7 protein-coding genes, 4 pseudogenes and 2 riboswitches are annotated in these 18884 nt (G+C 36.4%); all 11 genes and pseudogenes read right to left on the bottom strand.

All coding sequences use genetic code 11. The annotated features are described in order from the left end of the window. Positions 1–23: 23 nt before the first annotated feature. The 11 genes and pseudogenes from OTJ99_RS04235 to pilM all read right to left on the bottom strand — a co-directional run bounded on the left by OTJ99_RS04235 (position 24) and on the right by pilM (position 18849). Entirely contained in the window at positions 24–5273 is a 5250-nt protein-coding gene (locus OTJ99_RS04235; protein ID WP_045165099.1) for a glycoside hydrolase family 48 protein, read from the bottom strand. A 608-nt stretch (positions 5274–5881) separates the two neighbouring features. Further along, a riboswitch (cyclic di-GMP riboswitch) is annotated at positions 5882–5971 on the bottom strand. Between the two features lie 1042 nt (positions 5972–7013). Then, positions 7014–7937: an NHL repeat-containing protein gene (locus OTJ99_RS04230; RefSeq protein ID WP_045165100.1), complete on the bottom strand. Its 924-nt coding sequence runs from the start codon at positions 7935–7937 to the stop codon at positions 7014–7016. A gap of 1267 nt (positions 7938–9204) precedes the next feature. Next, positions 9205–10918, bottom strand: a pseudogene (locus OTJ99_RS13130) (tapirin); the annotation flags it as partial. A gap of 55 nt (positions 10919–10973) precedes the next feature. Continuing rightward, positions 10974–11740, bottom strand: a pseudogene (istB, locus tag OTJ99_RS04215) (IS21-like element ISCbe3 family helper ATPase IstB). 20 nt (positions 11741–11760) lie between these two features. Then, positions 11761–12964 (bottom strand): annotated as a pseudogene (istA, locus tag OTJ99_RS04210) (IS21-like element ISCbe3 family transposase). 104 nt (positions 12965–13068) lie between these two features. After that, positions 13069–13308: pseudogene (locus tag OTJ99_RS04205) on the bottom strand (taperin); the annotation flags it as partial. 205 nt (positions 13309–13513) lie between these two features. Then, positions 13514–13603: riboswitch (cyclic di-GMP riboswitch) on the bottom strand. 212 nt (positions 13604–13815) lie between these two features. Next, entirely contained in the window at positions 13816–15744 is a 1929-nt protein-coding gene (locus OTJ99_RS04200) for a tapirin (protein WP_045165102.1), read from the bottom strand. A 7-nt stretch (positions 15745–15751) separates the two neighbouring features. Continuing rightward, the gene (locus OTJ99_RS04195; RefSeq protein WP_045165103.1) at positions 15752–16600 is read right to left on the bottom strand and encodes a type II secretion system protein; all 849 of its coding nucleotides are present in this window, start codon (positions 16598–16600) and stop codon (positions 15752–15754) included. 11 nt (positions 16601–16611) lie between these two features. After that, positions 16612–17256, bottom strand: a complete 645-nt coding sequence (gene gspM / locus OTJ99_RS04190) for a type II secretion system protein GspM (protein WP_045165104.1) — start codon at positions 17254–17256, stop codon at positions 16612–16614. Between the two features lie 51 nt (positions 17257–17307). After that, positions 17308–17841: a PilN domain-containing protein gene (locus tag OTJ99_RS04185; protein WP_045165561.1), complete on the bottom strand. Its 534-nt coding sequence runs from the start codon at positions 17839–17841 to the stop codon at positions 17308–17310. A gap of 45 nt (positions 17842–17886) precedes the next feature. Continuing rightward, complete coding sequence (pilM, locus tag OTJ99_RS04180; protein WP_045165105.1) at positions 17887–18849, bottom strand: type IV pilus biogenesis protein PilM; 963 nt, start codon at positions 18847–18849, stop codon at positions 17887–17889. Positions 18850–18884 lie beyond the last annotated feature (35 nt).

The following is an 18884-nucleotide window of genomic DNA, read 5'->3' as shown; positions in this document are numbered from 1 at the left end:
CTAAATTTTCATTTACCTACTTATTATTGATTGCCGAACAGAATTTCATATGTTGCATTAGCAATTGCTATGTCGCACTGTGCCCAGAACCTGTGATATCTGAACTCCGGTACCTGCCCTGACTTGTATGCCGCCTCTAACTTCGGCCAATCAGGATCTTGTTTGTACTTGCTCCTTATGTCTATAAACTTAACTCCACTCTTTATTACATCTCCATTCGGCATCTTCCCTGTCCATCCTGCCGGAATGTATACCTCTTGCTCAAAAAATCTCTTGTAGTCCGCTCTCTTCTCTGGCGCTGACAATCCCTTGTCATCCCTGTACAACTTCCACATCCTGTCCAGCAATTCCTTCGCTAAATTCTTCGCTTCCTCATCAAATACCCCATACTTCTTCGTCCCTGCACTGTAATAAAGTAGTGCATTCGCAAGTGATGCCGTTATTCCTAAATCCGTACCATAATCTACTACCTTCACATGCAAGTTCGGATTACCTGTATATGTCCCATTCCATGTGTCTGGCTGCCCACTCCAATCAAGCGTCGATGGTATCGCAAATGTACCATCACTGTTCAACTTCACTACACTCTTTATCCAGCTTACCCACTTCTCAAGCAGTGCACCTGCCTCCTTATCTCCTGTCACATAGTAATACTCCGCTACCCTCTGCATCGACCATGCCTGGAATCCAAACCATGTGTTGCTGCCAGGATCTCGATATACCGGGTTCGGGTCATACGCCATTCCATAAAATGTCGCTGTACCTGCCGGATATTTCTCGTACCTGCCATTCCATGAATTTGTCGCGCCTCCTGCTATCGCTCCCTCCGCTGACTGCAACCACCTGTAAAATTCTATCTGCCTCTTCAAACTCTTCGCCCAGTCACTCGCTCCGTTCGGTGACTTCGGCTTCATATCACTATCATTCGCTAATGCCCATGCAGCCATCGGATTCTGATATCCAAAGTGCACATGGCTGCAACCTATCTTCCATGACCATGCTCCATCCAATGCTCCGCCCCATGCATAATACCATGATAACAGATAATGTGCACTGTCATACCCTGTTCCTCCAGCCGCATTCTTGTCCTGACATCCTAATGGCTTGAAATACTTGTCAAACATCGCATACCTCAAATAGTCACCCATCTTCGCTGCCTTCGCTACATAGCTGCTTATCTCATTAAACTTACCTTGCTCCTTCGCCCATACCTTCGCCCAGTAAGTAGCCTGAATAGCTCTCGCATCCGCATCAGGTGCATTCGTGTATCTCCACTGCTTCGAATAGTTCTGATCCTTAATAAACAGATCTAAAAATCCATTCGGTCCGCCCCACTTGAAGTCCTCCCAGCTCGGATGCGGTACAGTCTCCCATACAGACTCCTCAGGCCCTCTCTGGAACGTGTTGATAAATGATGCACGGCTCACTCCGTCCCCTCTCTTGCCATATCCATACCAGTTGTCTACGTCCATCAACCAGTGCATACCATACATCAATGTGCTACCATATGTGCTCACAAGCTCATTATGCAACGGGTCTTTGCCAACAGGTACATTAAACTCAAGCGGCGATGGATACTTGTCCGGTGTCTCCCACTCACCTGCATACGTCGCTGGCTTGTTAGGATCATATGTCCTCATCGGCTGATCTTCCGCTGACGGTATCATATACTTCTCTAATGTGTCCCATGCCGTCTTAAACTTGCTCCAATCACCTGTTAACTTCCCATACACTGCCTCAAGCCATACATAGTACGAAAATGCTTCACTCGTGGTCAAATGACCATAATCAGGTGCTTCGCATATCAATGTCTCTACCGAATGATATGGTATCCCATCCTGGTTAAAATACCCGTTCGCAGGATCATGTATCTTGTTCCATAACCACATAAACCTCTGCCCATATTCGCCAAGCCCGCTCGGTGTGCTGCTCGGCGTCGGTGTAGGCGCAACTGTCTGCGTCGGGGTCGGCGTCGGTGTTACCGTCGGTGTTGGTGTTGGTGTTGGTGTTGGTGTCGGTGTCGGTGTCGGTGTCGGTGCTGGTGTCGGTGTCGGTGTTGGGGTTGCTGTTACTGTCGGTGTCGGTGTTGGGGTCGGTGCAGGTGTCGCTCCACTCGGCTCCTGACCCCATACCAGCACTCCATCTATATACGCCGTTACCTTCATATTCTCTCCATAACTCGTCATGCTCTGCAACCATGACCAGTCATTCCCCTGATTGTAATTGCTCCAGTCACTCTTGTTAAACCTTATCTGTATCTCCCCTGTGTCTTTACCAGGCTGCAACTGCCCCGCTCCGCTCTTAAATCCTATCTCCAAGTAATAGTCCGCTCCACTTACGCTACTGCTCAGCTTCACAAACTTGAATGTTACATTGCTTGCTCCTATCTGTGCCCAATCTGATATCGCACTCTGTGCCTTGTCTCCATCTACCGTGTACCAGTACCTTATCGTTACCCTGCTCAAATCTATGCTACTGCTTCCCGTGTTCACTACCTTCAACCATGGCCTTATCGTGTTTGTCGTGCTGTTTGTCTCCTTGTTAGCATACAGTACCTTTATCTGCCCGCTTGTCGCAGGTGTGCTAACAGGTGTCGGTGTCGGTGTTGGGGTTGCTGTTACTGTCGGTGTCGGTGTTGGGGTCGGTGCAGGTGTCGCTCCACTCGGCTCCTGACCCCATACCAGCACTCCATCTATATACGCCGTTACCTTCATATTCTCTCCATAACTCGTCATGCTCTGCAACCATGACCAGTCATTCCCCTGATTGTAATTGCTCCAGTCACTCTTGTTAAACCTTATCTGTATCTCCCCTGTGTCCTTCCCAGGCTGCAACTGCCCCGCTCCGCTCTTAAATCCTATCTCCAAGTAATAGTCCGCTCCACTTACGCTACTGCTCAGCTTCACAAACTTGAATGTTACATTGCTTGCTCCTATCTGTGCCCAGTCTGATATCGCACTCTGTGCCTTGTCTCCATCTACCGTGTACCAGTACCTTATCGTTACCCTGCTCAAATCTATGCTACTGCTTCCCGTGTTCACTACCTTCAACCATGGCCTTATCGTGTTTGTCGTGCTGTTTGTCTCCTTGTTAGCATACAGTACCTTTATCTGCCCGCTTGTCGCAGGTGTGCTAACAGGTGTCGGTGTCGGTGTTGGGGTTGCTGTTACTGTCGGTGTCGGGGTCGGTGTTGGAGTTGTTGTTACTGTTGGTGTTGGTGTAGGTGTAGGTGTAGGCGTTGGTGTAGGTGTAGGTGTAGGTCTTGATGTTGCTGTTGGTGTTGGGGTTGGTGTAGCAGTTACTGTAGGTGTTGGAGTTGGAGTTGTTCCAGAAGTTCCTGGTTCCTCACCCCATACTTTTACATCTCCATCATAAAGTGGAATATATTTAGTTTTAACAACTGAACCACTTGTAACTCCTTTTATATCCTGGAATGAATAGTCGTTAGAATTATCCCACTGTACATTCTGTGGTGCTGCAATTCTGAATTGAACTTCTTTCTTATATTTGTCTTGACCACCTGGATAAATCAATGTGCCAGTAAAGTCTACTAAAATGTAGTATATATTTTTGCTAGCATCCCATACATAAGGTCCACTTACTTTTGCACCTTGATTATAATTGGTGCTCAAGGTTAATTGATTTGGTGAATATCCTGCTTTAATTAATTCGCTCAGGTCAACAAAATATCTAAATTTAAGCTTATCTGTTGCTCTTGCGGGCCAACCACTCTGGTTATTAACAATCGCCTTAATTTCAATAAAGTTTGTTCCAGAAGCATTTATACCAGCTTCAACAAAGAACTCGTCATTTGTTGGTGTTTCAATGGCTTTGAAGTCAGGTATTGGATTTCCACCATACAATAAGTACATCTTTGCCAATGCACCAACAAATCCTGCGTTGTAATCACATGCTACCTCATTATTCACATAGTTGCTAATGTCATCTGTATAGCTATCATCAGAGCCTGGACCACCAACAAGCGCTCCATATAATGTATGTCTATGATATGAAGGTATACTCTGACTGTCTGCCCATGAGCTATGAGCAGTTCTGTGATGAGGTCTCTTTGGTGGATTTGTGCCAAATCCAACAACAAAGCTTCTTCCAGTTGAGCCTAATGCATAATCAATTTGGCTTTCTCCAAATTTTCTATATGTTTCTTTTTTACCACTTGGACAACCAGACCAATCGCTATAAACAAATGCTATAAACGCTGTAGTTGTTGCATATCTTAAAGAACCCCATTGATCAAGCCATGCTAATCCTTTTGGAGTATACCTAATTCTTTCCCCATTGTAACCTGTTGTCCAATAATCTAAGTGCCTCTCCATAATTTGTTTGTAAGTATCTTTTCCAGTAATTTTCGCTAACAACAATGCCGCACCAATATGAACGTCATCCCAGCAATGAGCCCACTTGTAGTCGATTATATTGCTGCCTGAAATTTTGGGCCAGTTTTGAACATATGATTCTGCCTTTGTTAAATACGTTGAATCATTTGTTGCCAAATACAACCATACCGCTGCCCATGACAGTTCATCATAGAAACCGCTCCATGAATTATAATATCCATTTGCAGCTGTGTAACCCGAATCGCTTTTTGTAACTTCTGCAAACTCGTATAAATCTTTTGCATGCTGCAAGTATGTTGCTGCTTTTGTTGGATTTCTATCCTTTAATACAATTGATGCTGCTGCTAAAGACGCTGCTGTCTCAGCTACTACTGCAGAACCTGGACTACTTTGTGTAACTTTAAATGAAGGCCTTTCCATTTGCATAACCTCAGCAGGACCCCACCATGCATGGTCCTTGCTGCCATCTCCAACCTGGTAGTAATATACATATTTGCTTGGATGGCATTTTACAAAATAGTCATTAACCCATTCGATTTGGTTTAAGATATGTTCCAATTGACCACTCTTGACAAATGCATCTTTGTACTCATACACTGCCCATGACAACATTGTACCAGTGTATGACATTGGAAGGTTAAACTTGACGTGATCACCTGCGTCAAACCAACCACCAGTTAAATCAAGCCCATTGTCTTGACCATCCTTTAATGCTGAATCGCCACGCCAATTGTTGCGTACCCAATTAGGAAGTTTACCAGACATTTGAAATTCGTAAAACATGATAGCTTTTTGTAAAGCTTCACCATAGTTAAACGAACCAGCCCGTGCTTCTTGCCATGGTTTAACCCCATATACCATTCCTAAAATAAATATAAAAGTTACAACCATGGCAATAATTCTTCTGTAACGCTTCATAAACCTCTAACCTCCTTTATTCAGTTTATTGTAATTTTCGATTTTATTATACACCCAAAATATGTGCATGCCAATTGATTTTTTTTGTCTAATTTGTTTGTTTAATTGTCAAAAACGCAATACGCTATTTCTATTTTTCATTCCATATACACACTTTTATTTCTTATACTCTTTTTATTACAAAATTATAACACATATGTTTCTAATATTTTGCATTATTTTGCTCTATGGAGGTCAAAAAAATGCAACAAAATAATTTGATATTAAACGGAATTCATATGGATATGATCGGTTAAGAAAAGATAGTTATATTTTTTTGAATAGCTTTATGATGTGGTAGAAACTTTTTTCAGTAGCTAAACAAAGTTAATATTGGCTGCCTTTGCACGGCAGCCAATATATAAGTATATATAATATTGTAAAGAGGGGGTTAGGGGATAGCTTCTTTCAGCGTTACAGAAGAATCTATATAAATTTTAGATTACTATCTTCTTTATACTTTAACATATACCTATGAACCATTTTTTAATTTCATTCCAAAAATAAAACGGCGTCAAGCCAGACGCCGTTTTAACCTTTTCTCAACCCTCTATTAAGCCCGAGTAGGTTTCGGCAGCCTGGCAACCATAGGAAGTTTTACTCCCGACAGGCCCATGGCTTTGCGCCCCTGCCTTTCGACAGGTTTGCCCTTTCGACCACTCACTTCATATTTAATTTTTTAATTTCTTTATTTCACATTGCAATAATATTGTAACGCTAACACCAATGATTTGTCAACTACTTTTTCATTTTATGACTCGAATAGGTGTAAAGATACTTACCACAGCGAAAGAATGTGCGAAAACACTAAGGAGAAGGTTATAAAAATAATTGAGGCTGCCTCCATCCTGTCATGAATATAATTAAAAAGTATAATCTCCCATTCAAAAGAAACATTCAAAAACTACCAGGACGGGAGGAAAGTTGCCTGTGTATGTTATACCAAATCCATGAACTCAAGAATTTTTGAAAAAGCAAGAGAAGTATTTCGAAAGGTGACAGATTAGAAAATAACAAAAGCATATTTAAAACCTCTAAAAATATTAGGTATATTAAAAACACTCTGTAAGAAAAGCTATATATTGTATTTCTGAGGATAAGTCCAAAAAAACTTTCGTCTTACCTCGAAAATCTCATTATTGAAAAACCAATAAGAGCTTTCATGAGAATATAGGCGCTTATCTTTGTCTATCTTTTAAGAAAATGTAGTATCAAAATAACCAAAAATTCAATAAAATCTATTCTCAAACGAAATGGTGTTCACTAAAAAACATGATTGTGTAAAAGTAGGTCTATGTAATAATCTTAATCTTTATTCTATTTTTTAAGTCAAACTTTGGTGCATAATAATTAAACAATGATAACTTCAAATGATGTATACGAACATATAAAAATATAATTTTGCTTGCAAAGAATAAAGAACAAATATAGCAACAAGCGTTAATATTTGTAGTTAACCTTCTTAATGCCACTAACTGCTTTTAGTTTATGTTTATATTTTTATGTTTTTTGAATATTGTCGCCGTAATTTCAGCAAATGCAAAAAATAAACGGGAGGACACCATATGCAAAGTTTTTTAACTAAAAACTCTGGTCTCCTCCCCTTAATTCAATTTCCTATTTCAGTATTCATAGTAAACAAATCTTCAATATATAATTATTCCTAATCATTTTTGAGAGAAAACCGGTACATGCTTTTCGTTATTTTTTAATCACAATTTTTACTATTCTGCTGTTATACGTATCTGCAACAATAATATTCCCTTCTAAGTCAAAACACACATCAGTCGGATAATTCAAATTGAATTTGTTTTTCTCATTTTTTCCCCAGGTATAAGCTTTTCTTATCTTAGTAGAATATAAAATAACTCGATGGTAATCAGTATCCGTGATAGCGATATTCACACCACTTTGATCTATTGCAATACCTAAGGGGTGATGAAGTTTGAAATAATTGCTTATTTTGTTATATATAGATACAACATTACCTTTTTGGTTTATAACAACAATCCTATTGTTTCCACTATCAGCTACATATAGATTTCCAGCTGGATCCACAGCAATACCGCGAGGGAAATTCAATTTATCTCCTTTTGTATTTAATTTTGTTATTTCAGACACAAATTGTCCTATACTGTTATATTTAACAATTTTATTTAGTGAATAATCACTAACGTATATATAACCTTTACGATCTACAGCAATTCCCATAGGTGTCTGTAATTTACCGCGCTTTACTTTAACCTTTTCCCATGAAGCAAGCCACTTACCATCTGGTGATAACTTTACTAATCTTGAATTTCCGGTATCCGCTACGTATATATTGCCATTCTTATCGCAGGTAACTGCTGCAGGGTACAAAAACTGATTCTTTTGATTACCCTTCATTCCAATTGAAAAAACTTTTTTACCAGTAGGATCAAATTTCACTATCCTGCAATTGTCTGTATCAGCTACAATTATAAACCCCTTAGAATCAACTGCCACGCTGTTTGGCAAACGCAAAACCTCACTTCTACCCTTAGTTGGTATAATTTGGTATACACTTGCAGATACAACAACTGTCGTTAGCAAAATAGCTACGCATACAAATAAAGTCACAGCGACAAAAATGAGTCTCTTCATGTTATATATACCCCCTCTCTCAATATATAATATAATTTAGCCACTTGCAAAAACGCTCAAAATGAGCGTTTCCACACTCTTTTAAAATTATCCAAAAAATTTCCCCTTCTTCTTGCAGGCAGTTAAAATATAAACTCTTTATAAGAATGAGTATAATAAAACACTCAAAAATCAAACCAAAAAGCTCTCTTTCTAAAGACTTTATGAGCTCGTTAAAAATATTAATTTAAACAGTCCTCATTCCCTACTTGGCTACATCAGCAACTTTTTTGACATTCTTAAACTGATTCTCTAATTTTTTTTCGAAGTTTTCTACAGATGCTCTGATAGCCGTTAAGAATTCTCATAAGAGCTTATCCTTTGCGTTTCCTTTGCACAATAAGTACTATACTTGGTTTATTTTGAATATATTTTGCAACTTTCTTCATGATGTATTTTTAATAACTGAAATTCACATTTTACGAATAATTTTATCTCGAACAACTGCATGAGTAAAGCTTACACGTCAAAATATGAATATACTCTCGCAATTGTTGGATAAGCGGAAATAGGTAAAATTTAATGTGACAAAAATAAAGTTTGTATGGTAAAATCTTTAATATAGTTTGAATTTAGTATCAATTAAAGGTCTTCAATTCCTTGAAACTCCTATGAGTAAAGGTAATAATCAATTTCCTTGTATTACTATCTTTTTACAATCAAAACATAGAATTAATAATTCTTCCCAAAAAAATTTCCCACTAACAACCCAATAGTCAAATCCACGTCTGAGTAGCTCAATATTTTATTACTTTTTAGTTCTGACTATCTAAACAAAATTTTTTTAAATTTTTTTTCACATTGTGTTGTATGACTAGCTATATGTACTTAATCAAATTTTTTAAAATTTTGCTACAGTGTCAACAGACTCAAGAAAAAGGATATACTTATTTGTCACAAACAAAATTCAGTATGCCAAAAAATATTGTGTTCATGACTTATAATAATAATACCACAAAGATATAAAATTTAAACACTAAAATGAAATAAAAAGTGGCATTATAAAAATCTGCATGAATTAGGCAGGGGCAAGTGTAATTTTATATGAAGTAATACAAAAGGAAAATCCTTGGTTAAAAACTGATTTAAATACACTCGAAAATAGTCTTTATAAAGTTGGATAAAGCCATGTATAAAAAACTAAAACAACCTGTGTTGGATTATAGTAAATTTTTGATTTTAGATAATTTTCATAAAATAAGATATATCTTATATTAATCCTTTTGTATTATTTAACAATAATATTTCTTCTTACTACCCTATACAAAGTACCGCTTTGAATTGAATCCCTTCGGCTGGACATTGTTACAGGCGGAACATATCCAGTACTATCTGTTACCTGATTCTGAATGAGTGAACTTGGCGAACCATATATTAATTTTACACCATCAAATGGACTCCCGCCTGAACTATTTATGTTAAGAGTATTACCTAACGCAATCAATTGACCATTTAATATTCTCGTTCCCACTGAAACAGTAATGTTATTTCTTGCAAAAACATGTAATTGAAGTGGACTTGGAACTGGTGAAACACTCATAAATCTGTTTTGAACCTCAACTTCAATTTCACCAGCATTACAATTTTCACCAATAACCACAACCTGCGAAGGTGATTTGGAAATATCTGCAGCACTGTCAATTAAGGCTGGTGGAACTGGATCATGGGGTGTTATCGATGATATACTTGTACTATTAGGAAAACTAAAATTTCTTATCTCATTTAAAATTTGTGGCAAGGGCGGATACGGAACTGAGGACACTACATTTATAACCCCACCGGAATTAACAATCCGACTATAGTCAGGCGGCATTCTCGTCACAATGGTTGCGCCATTTTCTATTACTAACGTTGTTGGATTGTTCAAAAACTAAATCGAATCGCAATATACTACTGCACCAGATTTTATTGTAACTGTCCCCTGATCCTGTATTCTTAACGCACCCCTGATTACTCCTATTTTCTTTATTACAACATCTACCGCATTTGCTGTACTACCTTTAACTATGACATTCCCATCGCAGTATAACTCATCAAACTCATATCTACCTCTACCATATAATTCCGCATTTCCCCCGCCCCCCCACGTACGTTATACCCATTTGCAAGTTAATATTTCTATCTCCAACACCCGTTCTTCTCAAATTTGACCTAATATAAGTTACATTGTTCACTTTTACATTGTCTTCGCAAACTTGTGGATTACTGTTCACACCCAGTGATAACTCACCCATTACCACCAAATTATTAATGCCAGTTTGTAAACCGCCGTGTGATTGTATGTCACAGCCTGTATGTACATTCCCGCCTAATATGGTAAAATTAACATTTGCCACAAAACTTCCATTTGTGTATAATGCATAATCAAACAAGTTAAATATTGAGGATGCAGTAGTAGTTGCACTCGATACGCTAATTTCCAGCCCATTAGGCTTGGTTGCAAGTATTTCAACATCTAACCGCAATGTTCTCTTTATCTTTTTAACTGACGAAGTTCCTGCTCTCTTTTTAGATACATCAATGTAAATTGTATATCCATCAGGAAGAGACCCACTTGTCGTACCTGACCATGCATTAACTGTAATATCATCAAGTTCATACCCAGTCAGGCTCTCATAATGTGGCTTTATATACAACTCTACTAAGTCAGATAACTTCTTAAACTCCGGCAGCGACAGAAATTCAACCTTTATGGAAGCATCACTACCCACGTCATTCATAAACTGGCTTACCTCATCCCTTATAATCGCTTTCATACCCTCATACACTTTGTCTTCAGCTACATCTCGACTTATCCTCCCATGTCGCAAATCATCCAATATCTTCCCCGGCTCATAGCTCTCATCCCCCAATAACCATCTCACTCGACCAGGACTTATATCTTTTAGTGTCCCATCTCCCTTGTAATAATAAGCATACGCTATGTTCTTTGCATCCTGTAAATGTCAATATCAAAATGAACAAAAAATCGAAAATAAAAATGTACAAAAAATAAACTTAGTTTTGCTGGTTTTATATTGCTAAAATATGCTGTTTTTGACTGTAATCTGTATGAAGGTCCTTTTATGAAAATCACGTAAGAATGATGGAGTAGCCTATCTAAAATTGCATTTGCTATTGTCGCTCCACCAAATATCTCTCCCCATTCTGAAAATACAACATTAGTTGTTATTATTGTACTGCTCTTCTCATATCTGCTCGATATCAGCTGGAAAAATAAATTTGCTCCATCATTGTCTATTGGCAAATAACCTATCTCATCTATTATTAAAACTTTGTATTTCGAAAAATGCTTAAGTCTGTACTCTAATCTGTTCTCTAACAGTGCTTTTTTTAGCTGAGCTATTAACTCTTGAAAATGTATAAAATATGTTGAATAACCTTCGTTTTGCGCACTCTATTCCTATTGCCGTGGCTAAATGAGTTTTGCCTACCCCTGGTGTCCCTACAAACAGTATATTTTCATTACCCTCTAAAAATCTTAAACTCATCAAATCCATTATCTGCTTTTTGTTTATACTTGGCTGAAATGAAAAATCAAAATCTTCTATACCTTTTATAAATGGGAAATTTGCAACCCTCACACATCCTAATATCGTCCTTTCTTCTTTGGCTTTTATCTCTAAATTGCTAAGTTCATACAATGCATCTGTCATACTCTTTTCTCCGCTTGCCACTAAATCTAAGTATTTGTCAAGATTATTCTTTATGTTGTGAAGACCTAACTCTTCTAAGTTGTTAAGTAGTTTCACATAGTTGTTCATTTTTAGATTTTCTCCTTTCTTTAGTTTTTCAACAGATTATCAAATTTCTTTAAGTTTTCCTCACATATCTTGTTAAGCTCTTCTCTTTGACCAACTCTCATTTGCATTAGCTGTTTGTAATCTTCATCGTGATAATTAATATTTTTTTCATCAATAACATGTATCCTTAACAGGTTTGTGTTATAATAAATATAAATTTTGTTTTCCACCTCCTTTATTTGGACTGTCTTTCCTATGTATTCGGGTGGAACAGAGTATTTACTTCCCTTATAGTAAATCAGCGAGTCCTTTTGGACTTTAACTGACTTGTAGGAATTTAGGTAACTGTCTATTAACCTTTTGTCTGGCAAGGGTTGTAAATACTCTTTTTCTTTTTGAAACTTAAAGAGCAGGTGGAACTTGAGTTGTTTGATTTGGCTGGGTATTTACCTTTGCGTTTATCTCTTTTATTATCCTTACTAAGTCCTCTTCTGTTTCAAATTCACCCTGATATGGCAGTATCCAATCTATGAACTTGTTTGCTGCTTCAACTTTTCCTTTTGTGTACGAATGTCTTGGTTTGCACAGTTTCACTTCAAACCCAAAGTCTTTTGCAAAACTTTTAAATCTTGAATTTACTTTAATTTTCTCACCTGTTATATCAACAACTGCTGCTGTATTGTCAAATAAAATCTCTCTCGGTACTCCGCCTATATCTTTGAATATTCTTATTAGAGTTTCTATTAATTCTTCTTGAGTTTTTGTCCTGTTTATCGCAAAGCAGCAATATCTTGAATAACCTAATTTAAAATCAAAAACATTAATGATAAACTCCTCTCCATTTCTTGAGACAAGCTTTATATTCTCTTTCCAATCAACTTGCGCTTGCTCACCTGGATCTGTCTCAAATCTTGGGTGACCTTTTATTTTCTTCTCTGGCTTTAATCCTTTTTTCTTAACATACTTATTGAAGTTTGAGTATGTTCCAATTGTCTCATCTTTTGATTTTAAATACTCATAAACACCCTTGACTGTAACTCCTTTAATAGCAAGCTTTGATTTTATCTCATCATAGTATTTGTCCAATTTACTTGGTTTATTTCTATTCTTAGGTTTTCCTTCATAACCCTCATAATATTTTTTAACTGTTCTTCTATCCATCCCATATATTCTTGCAAGTTCTGAAAAGTTAGGTTTCATTTTCATCGCCCTTATCATGTTTAAATGTGCTGTTAAGTTCTGCATTTGATATCCCTCCTCACTATGAGAAAGGATATCATATCAATGTACAATTTTGTACATCCTTATATTCCACTTTCAGTACATTTTTATTTTATCATTAACACATCCTCTAACAGTTGATTAAAATAATACAAAAACTCCTCGGCTGCACTTTCAGCTCCATAGCCTGTTGCAGATTTCTGATATATAGATGTGCTCTGGTTCAGCGATGCCAACACAGCCGACATCGCCCCCAGTAAGACTGTGCTTAAAATAGCAATTATTATTATCACAATAATTAAAGCACTTCCATTCAAATTTATTTTGAATACTTTTTTACTAAAGGTCTCCCAATTTGTTCTCAACATTTCACACACTTCCTTAAACTCTTAACTATAGTTAAATACAACGCTAACAATAATTTTCTATTTCCTTTTAACTCTCTCCGTACTTCCCACTTGTTCATTAATTCTTTGCTACTAAAACAACAATGGATATAAAAATAAAAGCATCTGGCGGTCGCCAGATGCCATTTGCCAATAATTAAATATCTCACTCATCTCTTGGCATATTTTCGGCAGCCTGGCAACCATAGGAAGTTTTACTTCCGACAGGCCCATGGCTTTGCGCCCCTGCCTTTCGACAGGTTTGCCCTTTCGATATATGCCTTTACTTTTTTGGCAATCACAATCCTCTGTATATTATTATCTCACAAAACTTAGAGTTTTTCAAGCACATTTTTCAACTCCTGTATTCAAGTGTAATTAAATTTATTAATTTAAAGCTGCAAAGACTACCTCCACAACCATCTGAATGAGCATTACAATTAACCACGCTCGTCATTGTTTTAAATAAACTTATTATCCTCACATCTACTACTTTATAACAATGTTTCGTCTTAAAATGTTATATAAAGTTTTTCTTCCGACTGCATCAGCTTCCGTATATATTGTTTGAGATGGTTGAATACCTGTATTACTCTCAATGTCTTGCTGAATGGGTGGGCTTGGCATTTGATACTTCAACGTTAGTCCTGCATATGGATTTCCCATAGTGTTAATATTGAAAGTATTACCAAGGGAAATAATTGAACCATTCAGAATGGTTAAGCCGCCACCCACAAATGTAATGTTTCCTCTTGAAATTAAATGCAGCTGAAGTGTTGAGAAATCAACAATTGATAATCCCAATCTGTCTGATATCTCTATCCTTGCTTCATTATCGTTAATAAAAGATTCACCATATATTACTATCTGCGGTGGGGCTTGAGATGTATCTGCAGTACTTCCAAGTTGGTTACTGCCTACACTATCAGCTGGCAATGGTGTTGTTAGCAAACCACTGGTATAATCCCGATTTCTTATCTCGTCAATTTCAGCTGGTGGAGAGGGATATGAAAAAGAAGAAGAAAATGAAATTGTCCCTCCATAATTCTGTATGGACATTATCGTTAGCGGATCAGGACTTGTTGCTACATATAATCTGGCTCCACTTTCAAGAATCAAGCGGGAACCATTGCGTACTACCAATGAATTGCAGTAAAGTGCACTGTTATTTTGCAAGGTAACCGTTGCCCCATTAGTAATCTCAAGTCTTCCTGTTATACTTGCTAATCCAGAAATTTTCATATTCACTCCCGCTCCAGCTAAAACGACATTATTATCTGTAAACAATTGATTAAATTCATAACTCCCTGCACCATATAGTTGTATATCTTGAACAACATAAATTATTCTTGCTCGAATATTTGTCAAGCGCGGATATGCTCTGTTTGTTTTTAAGTTTTTTTCTACATAAATTATGTTTCGCACATTTATATTATTGTCTCTACAGCGCGTGTCAGTATCTTGATTTATTACTAAATCACCCTTTGAGATCAAATTGTCAATATCAAATACTGCACCACCGTCAATCGTCATGTCACCGCCTGAATAAACACTGCCATTTTCCACAGTCAGGTTTTTGTTAGTAATAAGAGCACCTTTCGAAAATATTGCATAATCAATCGGTGATGAAGGCACTGTGGTTGGTGAAGGATTCAAGATTATGTTCTGTGAACTTCCACTGTTACCAAGTATTTTAAAGTCTAATCGCAATGTTCTTTTTACTTCTTTATCCGACGAAGTTACAGCTCTTGTTTTGGAAACATCAATGTAAATGGTATAACCGTCAGGTAGAGAACTTCCTGTCGCACCTGACCATGCATTAACTGTAATACCATCAAATTTATATCCAGTCAAACCCTCATAATGGGGTCTTATCCATAACTGCACCAAGTCAGATAACTTCTTAAACTCCATCAACGGTAAAGATTCTACCTTTACAGAAGCATCACTGCCCACATCATTCATAAATCGGCTTACCTCATCCTTTATTATCGCTTCAATACCTTTATACACCTTGTCCTTTGCTACATCTTGAGTTATCCTCCCGTGTCGCAAATCATCCAATATCTTCCCCGGTTCGTAACTTTCGTCTCCCAATAACAATCTTACTCTGCCAGGACTTGTATTTTCCAGTGTCCCATCCGCTTTGTAATAATAATCATATGCTATATCCTTTGCAGCCTCCAATAATTGATTAAAATAATACAAAAACTCCTCTGCTACACTTTCAGCTCCATAGCCTGTTGCAGATTTCTGATATATAGATGTGCTCTGGTTCAGTGATGCCAACACAGCAGACATCGTCCCCAGCAATATTGTGCTCAGAACAGCAATAACTATTATCACCACAATCAAAACAGATCCGTCAACCTTTTTAATAAACATCTTGTCTTTTAAACAACTAATTTTTTCCGGCATCCCCTTTTTACCCCCTCACAATAAATTTGTACTCCCTCACTTTTCTATTCTTTTGTTCGTTCCAAATTTCCATGGTTACCTCAAAAAGCTGATGGTAAAATTTTGAATTGGTGTACGAAATAAATTTCACTGTGGACCTTTGTGTGGTAAAATTACCAGCTGGACTTGCTGTCGGACTTGGTGTAGGAGATGCCGCAGAACCTACTGTAAAGCTTTTAGACCATACTTCTAATAGTTGAGTAGTGTAATTTGATGTTCGAATTCCCCCGTTCATTTCAAAGACACCATCAATATTACAATTTACAGTAGAAGTATTGTCAATAAAGTAAATTTTAAAATTGGGATTATTAACTATTAATGGTATATTATTAAATCTATACTCAGCTCGGTCTATTCCGCTTATTTCCTTATAAACTTCTATATTTACAACTCCACTTAAACTTGGAGGAATAGATAAACTAAGGTCATATTTCACACCACCATAAGTTGCATCGTACACTTTTTGGTATACTGACATTGTATTTGAAGCATCAGCTACAAGTATTAAATCGAAATCACAATCAATCCTTTTTACAGTATATTTTACTTTATATTTGTCATTGCCAAATTCAAGTTCACTACCACTATAGTCTGGTAATGAATATACTACATCCGCAAAATGACTATCATCATTTCCCATATCAGCATACATTTTTTCCATTGCTTTGTTCAAAACCTGTGCAATATCCATATTCTCTTTTGACTTTGAGGTTACCCTTATTGACTGGTTAAATGCAATACCAATTGGAATCAATATTATAGCAAATATAGCAACAGCAACTATAGCCTCTATTAACGAAAAACCCTTTACCTTCATGTGAGCTCACCTTATTTAAATAAATTATTTTTTCCAGTTGGACTGCTCTTAATTGTCTTATTCAAAACAAACTCACGCGCTGGACTTTGCGGGTCGCTAAATCCGTAAAATTTTATCACTGCATTTACCGTTAACTTGTTTTCTGCTTTTGTCATGTTAAGCGAATCAATTGTAAATAAAGGCGCAAAATTCGGTTGTTTATCAAGAATTGTGTGTATTTTTTCATATTCACAATTCCAGGTTTGGCGTGATGATAGATAATATGGATAAAACTGGTCACCCAAATTTTTTGTATTTCCAAGCTCAATTTTCTGGGAAGGCTCAAACATATATGAAGAAGTACTAATCTTCACTGTTTCTAAGAGTCTTTTTAAATCTACAACACAAAACAAAGCATTCTGATTTGGCGGAATAATATCTTTTAGTTTAGCATACTCTTTTTTCGCATTTTCAATTTCTGCCTTGTGTGCGTTATAATTGCTTATTATCATATTCAACCTTGAAAGCTCTGCAGTAAGGGTTTCATACTGTGTTTTTAAATTCTCTAATCTTTGAGACAAGTTACTATATACAAATGAATAAAAAACCACTACAATTATCACTATTAACCCAATAATCAGTAAATTTTTTTCTCTACTGCTCAGTTTATAACCCATTGCTACCTTTCCCCACCTTCATTAAACTGATCTTAAAATTCTTAAAACCTCTTATCTTATATCAGCACTTACATCAGCTTTTTTGATACCTTCCACATCATTTGCACCATTAAATACTACATTTGCAAAGTGTGGATCATTAGATAGGCTGTAAACAAACTGAACTACACTCTCAACATTCTTGCTTGCCACCCTGCAATTAAGTTTGTTATTTTCTATCTGCAGCATCTCAAATGTCAGATTTTTGGGAGTTAGTTTCTCAAGAGTAGTAAGCAATTCCTTTAACTTTCGGTTTTCATTTTTCTTTTGATTAACAAACCCAATTTTTATATCATATGCCTCTTTTATCTTTAAATCTTTCTGTATCTTGTTTACAATTATTCTCTTCGAGTTTATTTCTGTCGTAGTACTGCTGATTTTCATGGAATAGGAAATTATCTGAACAAATATAAATACTGATATTAAAGCACATATTCCAATTACCGACAATAAAGTAATCATCATTACACTGCTTGCTTTTTCATTCCCTACTTTATATTGTTTACTATATGCCTCTAATAAATTTATATCTTTTAGAACCGGCACCACTTCTTGCCTCCTTTGCTCTATAATGTCCATACCTTATATCTTTTAAATTAACCCACTGAAAACTGTTACATAACTAAACATTACACTTTTTTCTTGTGTCCCAATCTTCTTAATAGATTTAAACCCGCTCATAAGTTCTACATCCATATTAATTCTCTTTTTTAAAATATCACTGATATCAATATGTTGACATACCTCTCCTGTTAAATATACTTTTTTAATATCTGTTATCGGTTCTTCTCTCGTTCGTACAAAGTCATAAAACTTGATTATACTTTCAGAAATGAGATCCTCAATATAGCTAAATTCATAATCATAAGATTGTTCTGAATTTTCCTTAAACATCTCTTCCAGCTGAACAAGCGGAAACAGTTTTGTGGCACAGAGCTCGTTATTTGCAACAACTGATGTAGAAACCCCGTTTCGAGTAATATTTGCTATTAGATATGAATTATCATCTGTTTGTTTATTCAGCTTCCTTTCTATTTTGAATAATTTGACAATAGAGTTTGGTTCAATATCAATCTTAGATATTTTTATTCCTGCATTTCTAAAAGCATTTATTATACCTTCGATTAAGAATCTATGTACACCAACAATTAATACCTTTTGCTTTTTAACTTTTCCCTCATTAAATATTCTTAACTGCTTATAATCAAGTACATAATTATCTATGTTAATTGGGAAATATTGTCTTGCCTCATGGCGTATCATATTGTACACTTTGTCATCGGCAACATAAGGCATCTCCAGTTCTCTTATCAAAATGTTAGAAATCCCTGAAAATATTACATTCACATTTTTCTTACCAACCTTATTTTGATTGAAAAAGCTTCTAAGTTCTATCTGCAAAAGTACATCATCAACTTTAATATCTTCTCTAATTATATTATCGTCAAGATTTTTTTCAAAAAATCTATCAATTTCAATGGTCTCGTTGTGATATTTTCCCTCAACCACTCTAATGTAGTTTTTTCCAATCTCAACAACAACTTTTTCGCTCACTATAAATCACCTCTATGATTTATGTAAAATTCACT

The organism is Caldicellulosiruptor naganoensis (assembly GCF_026914285.1).
GTDB classification, from domain to species: domain Bacteria; phylum Bacillota; class Thermoanaerobacteria; order Caldicellulosiruptorales; family Caldicellulosiruptoraceae; genus Caldicellulosiruptor; species Caldicellulosiruptor naganoensis.
The sequence above is the reverse complement of the archived record's forward strand: the minus strand, read 5'-3'. Positions and strand labels throughout refer to the sequence as shown.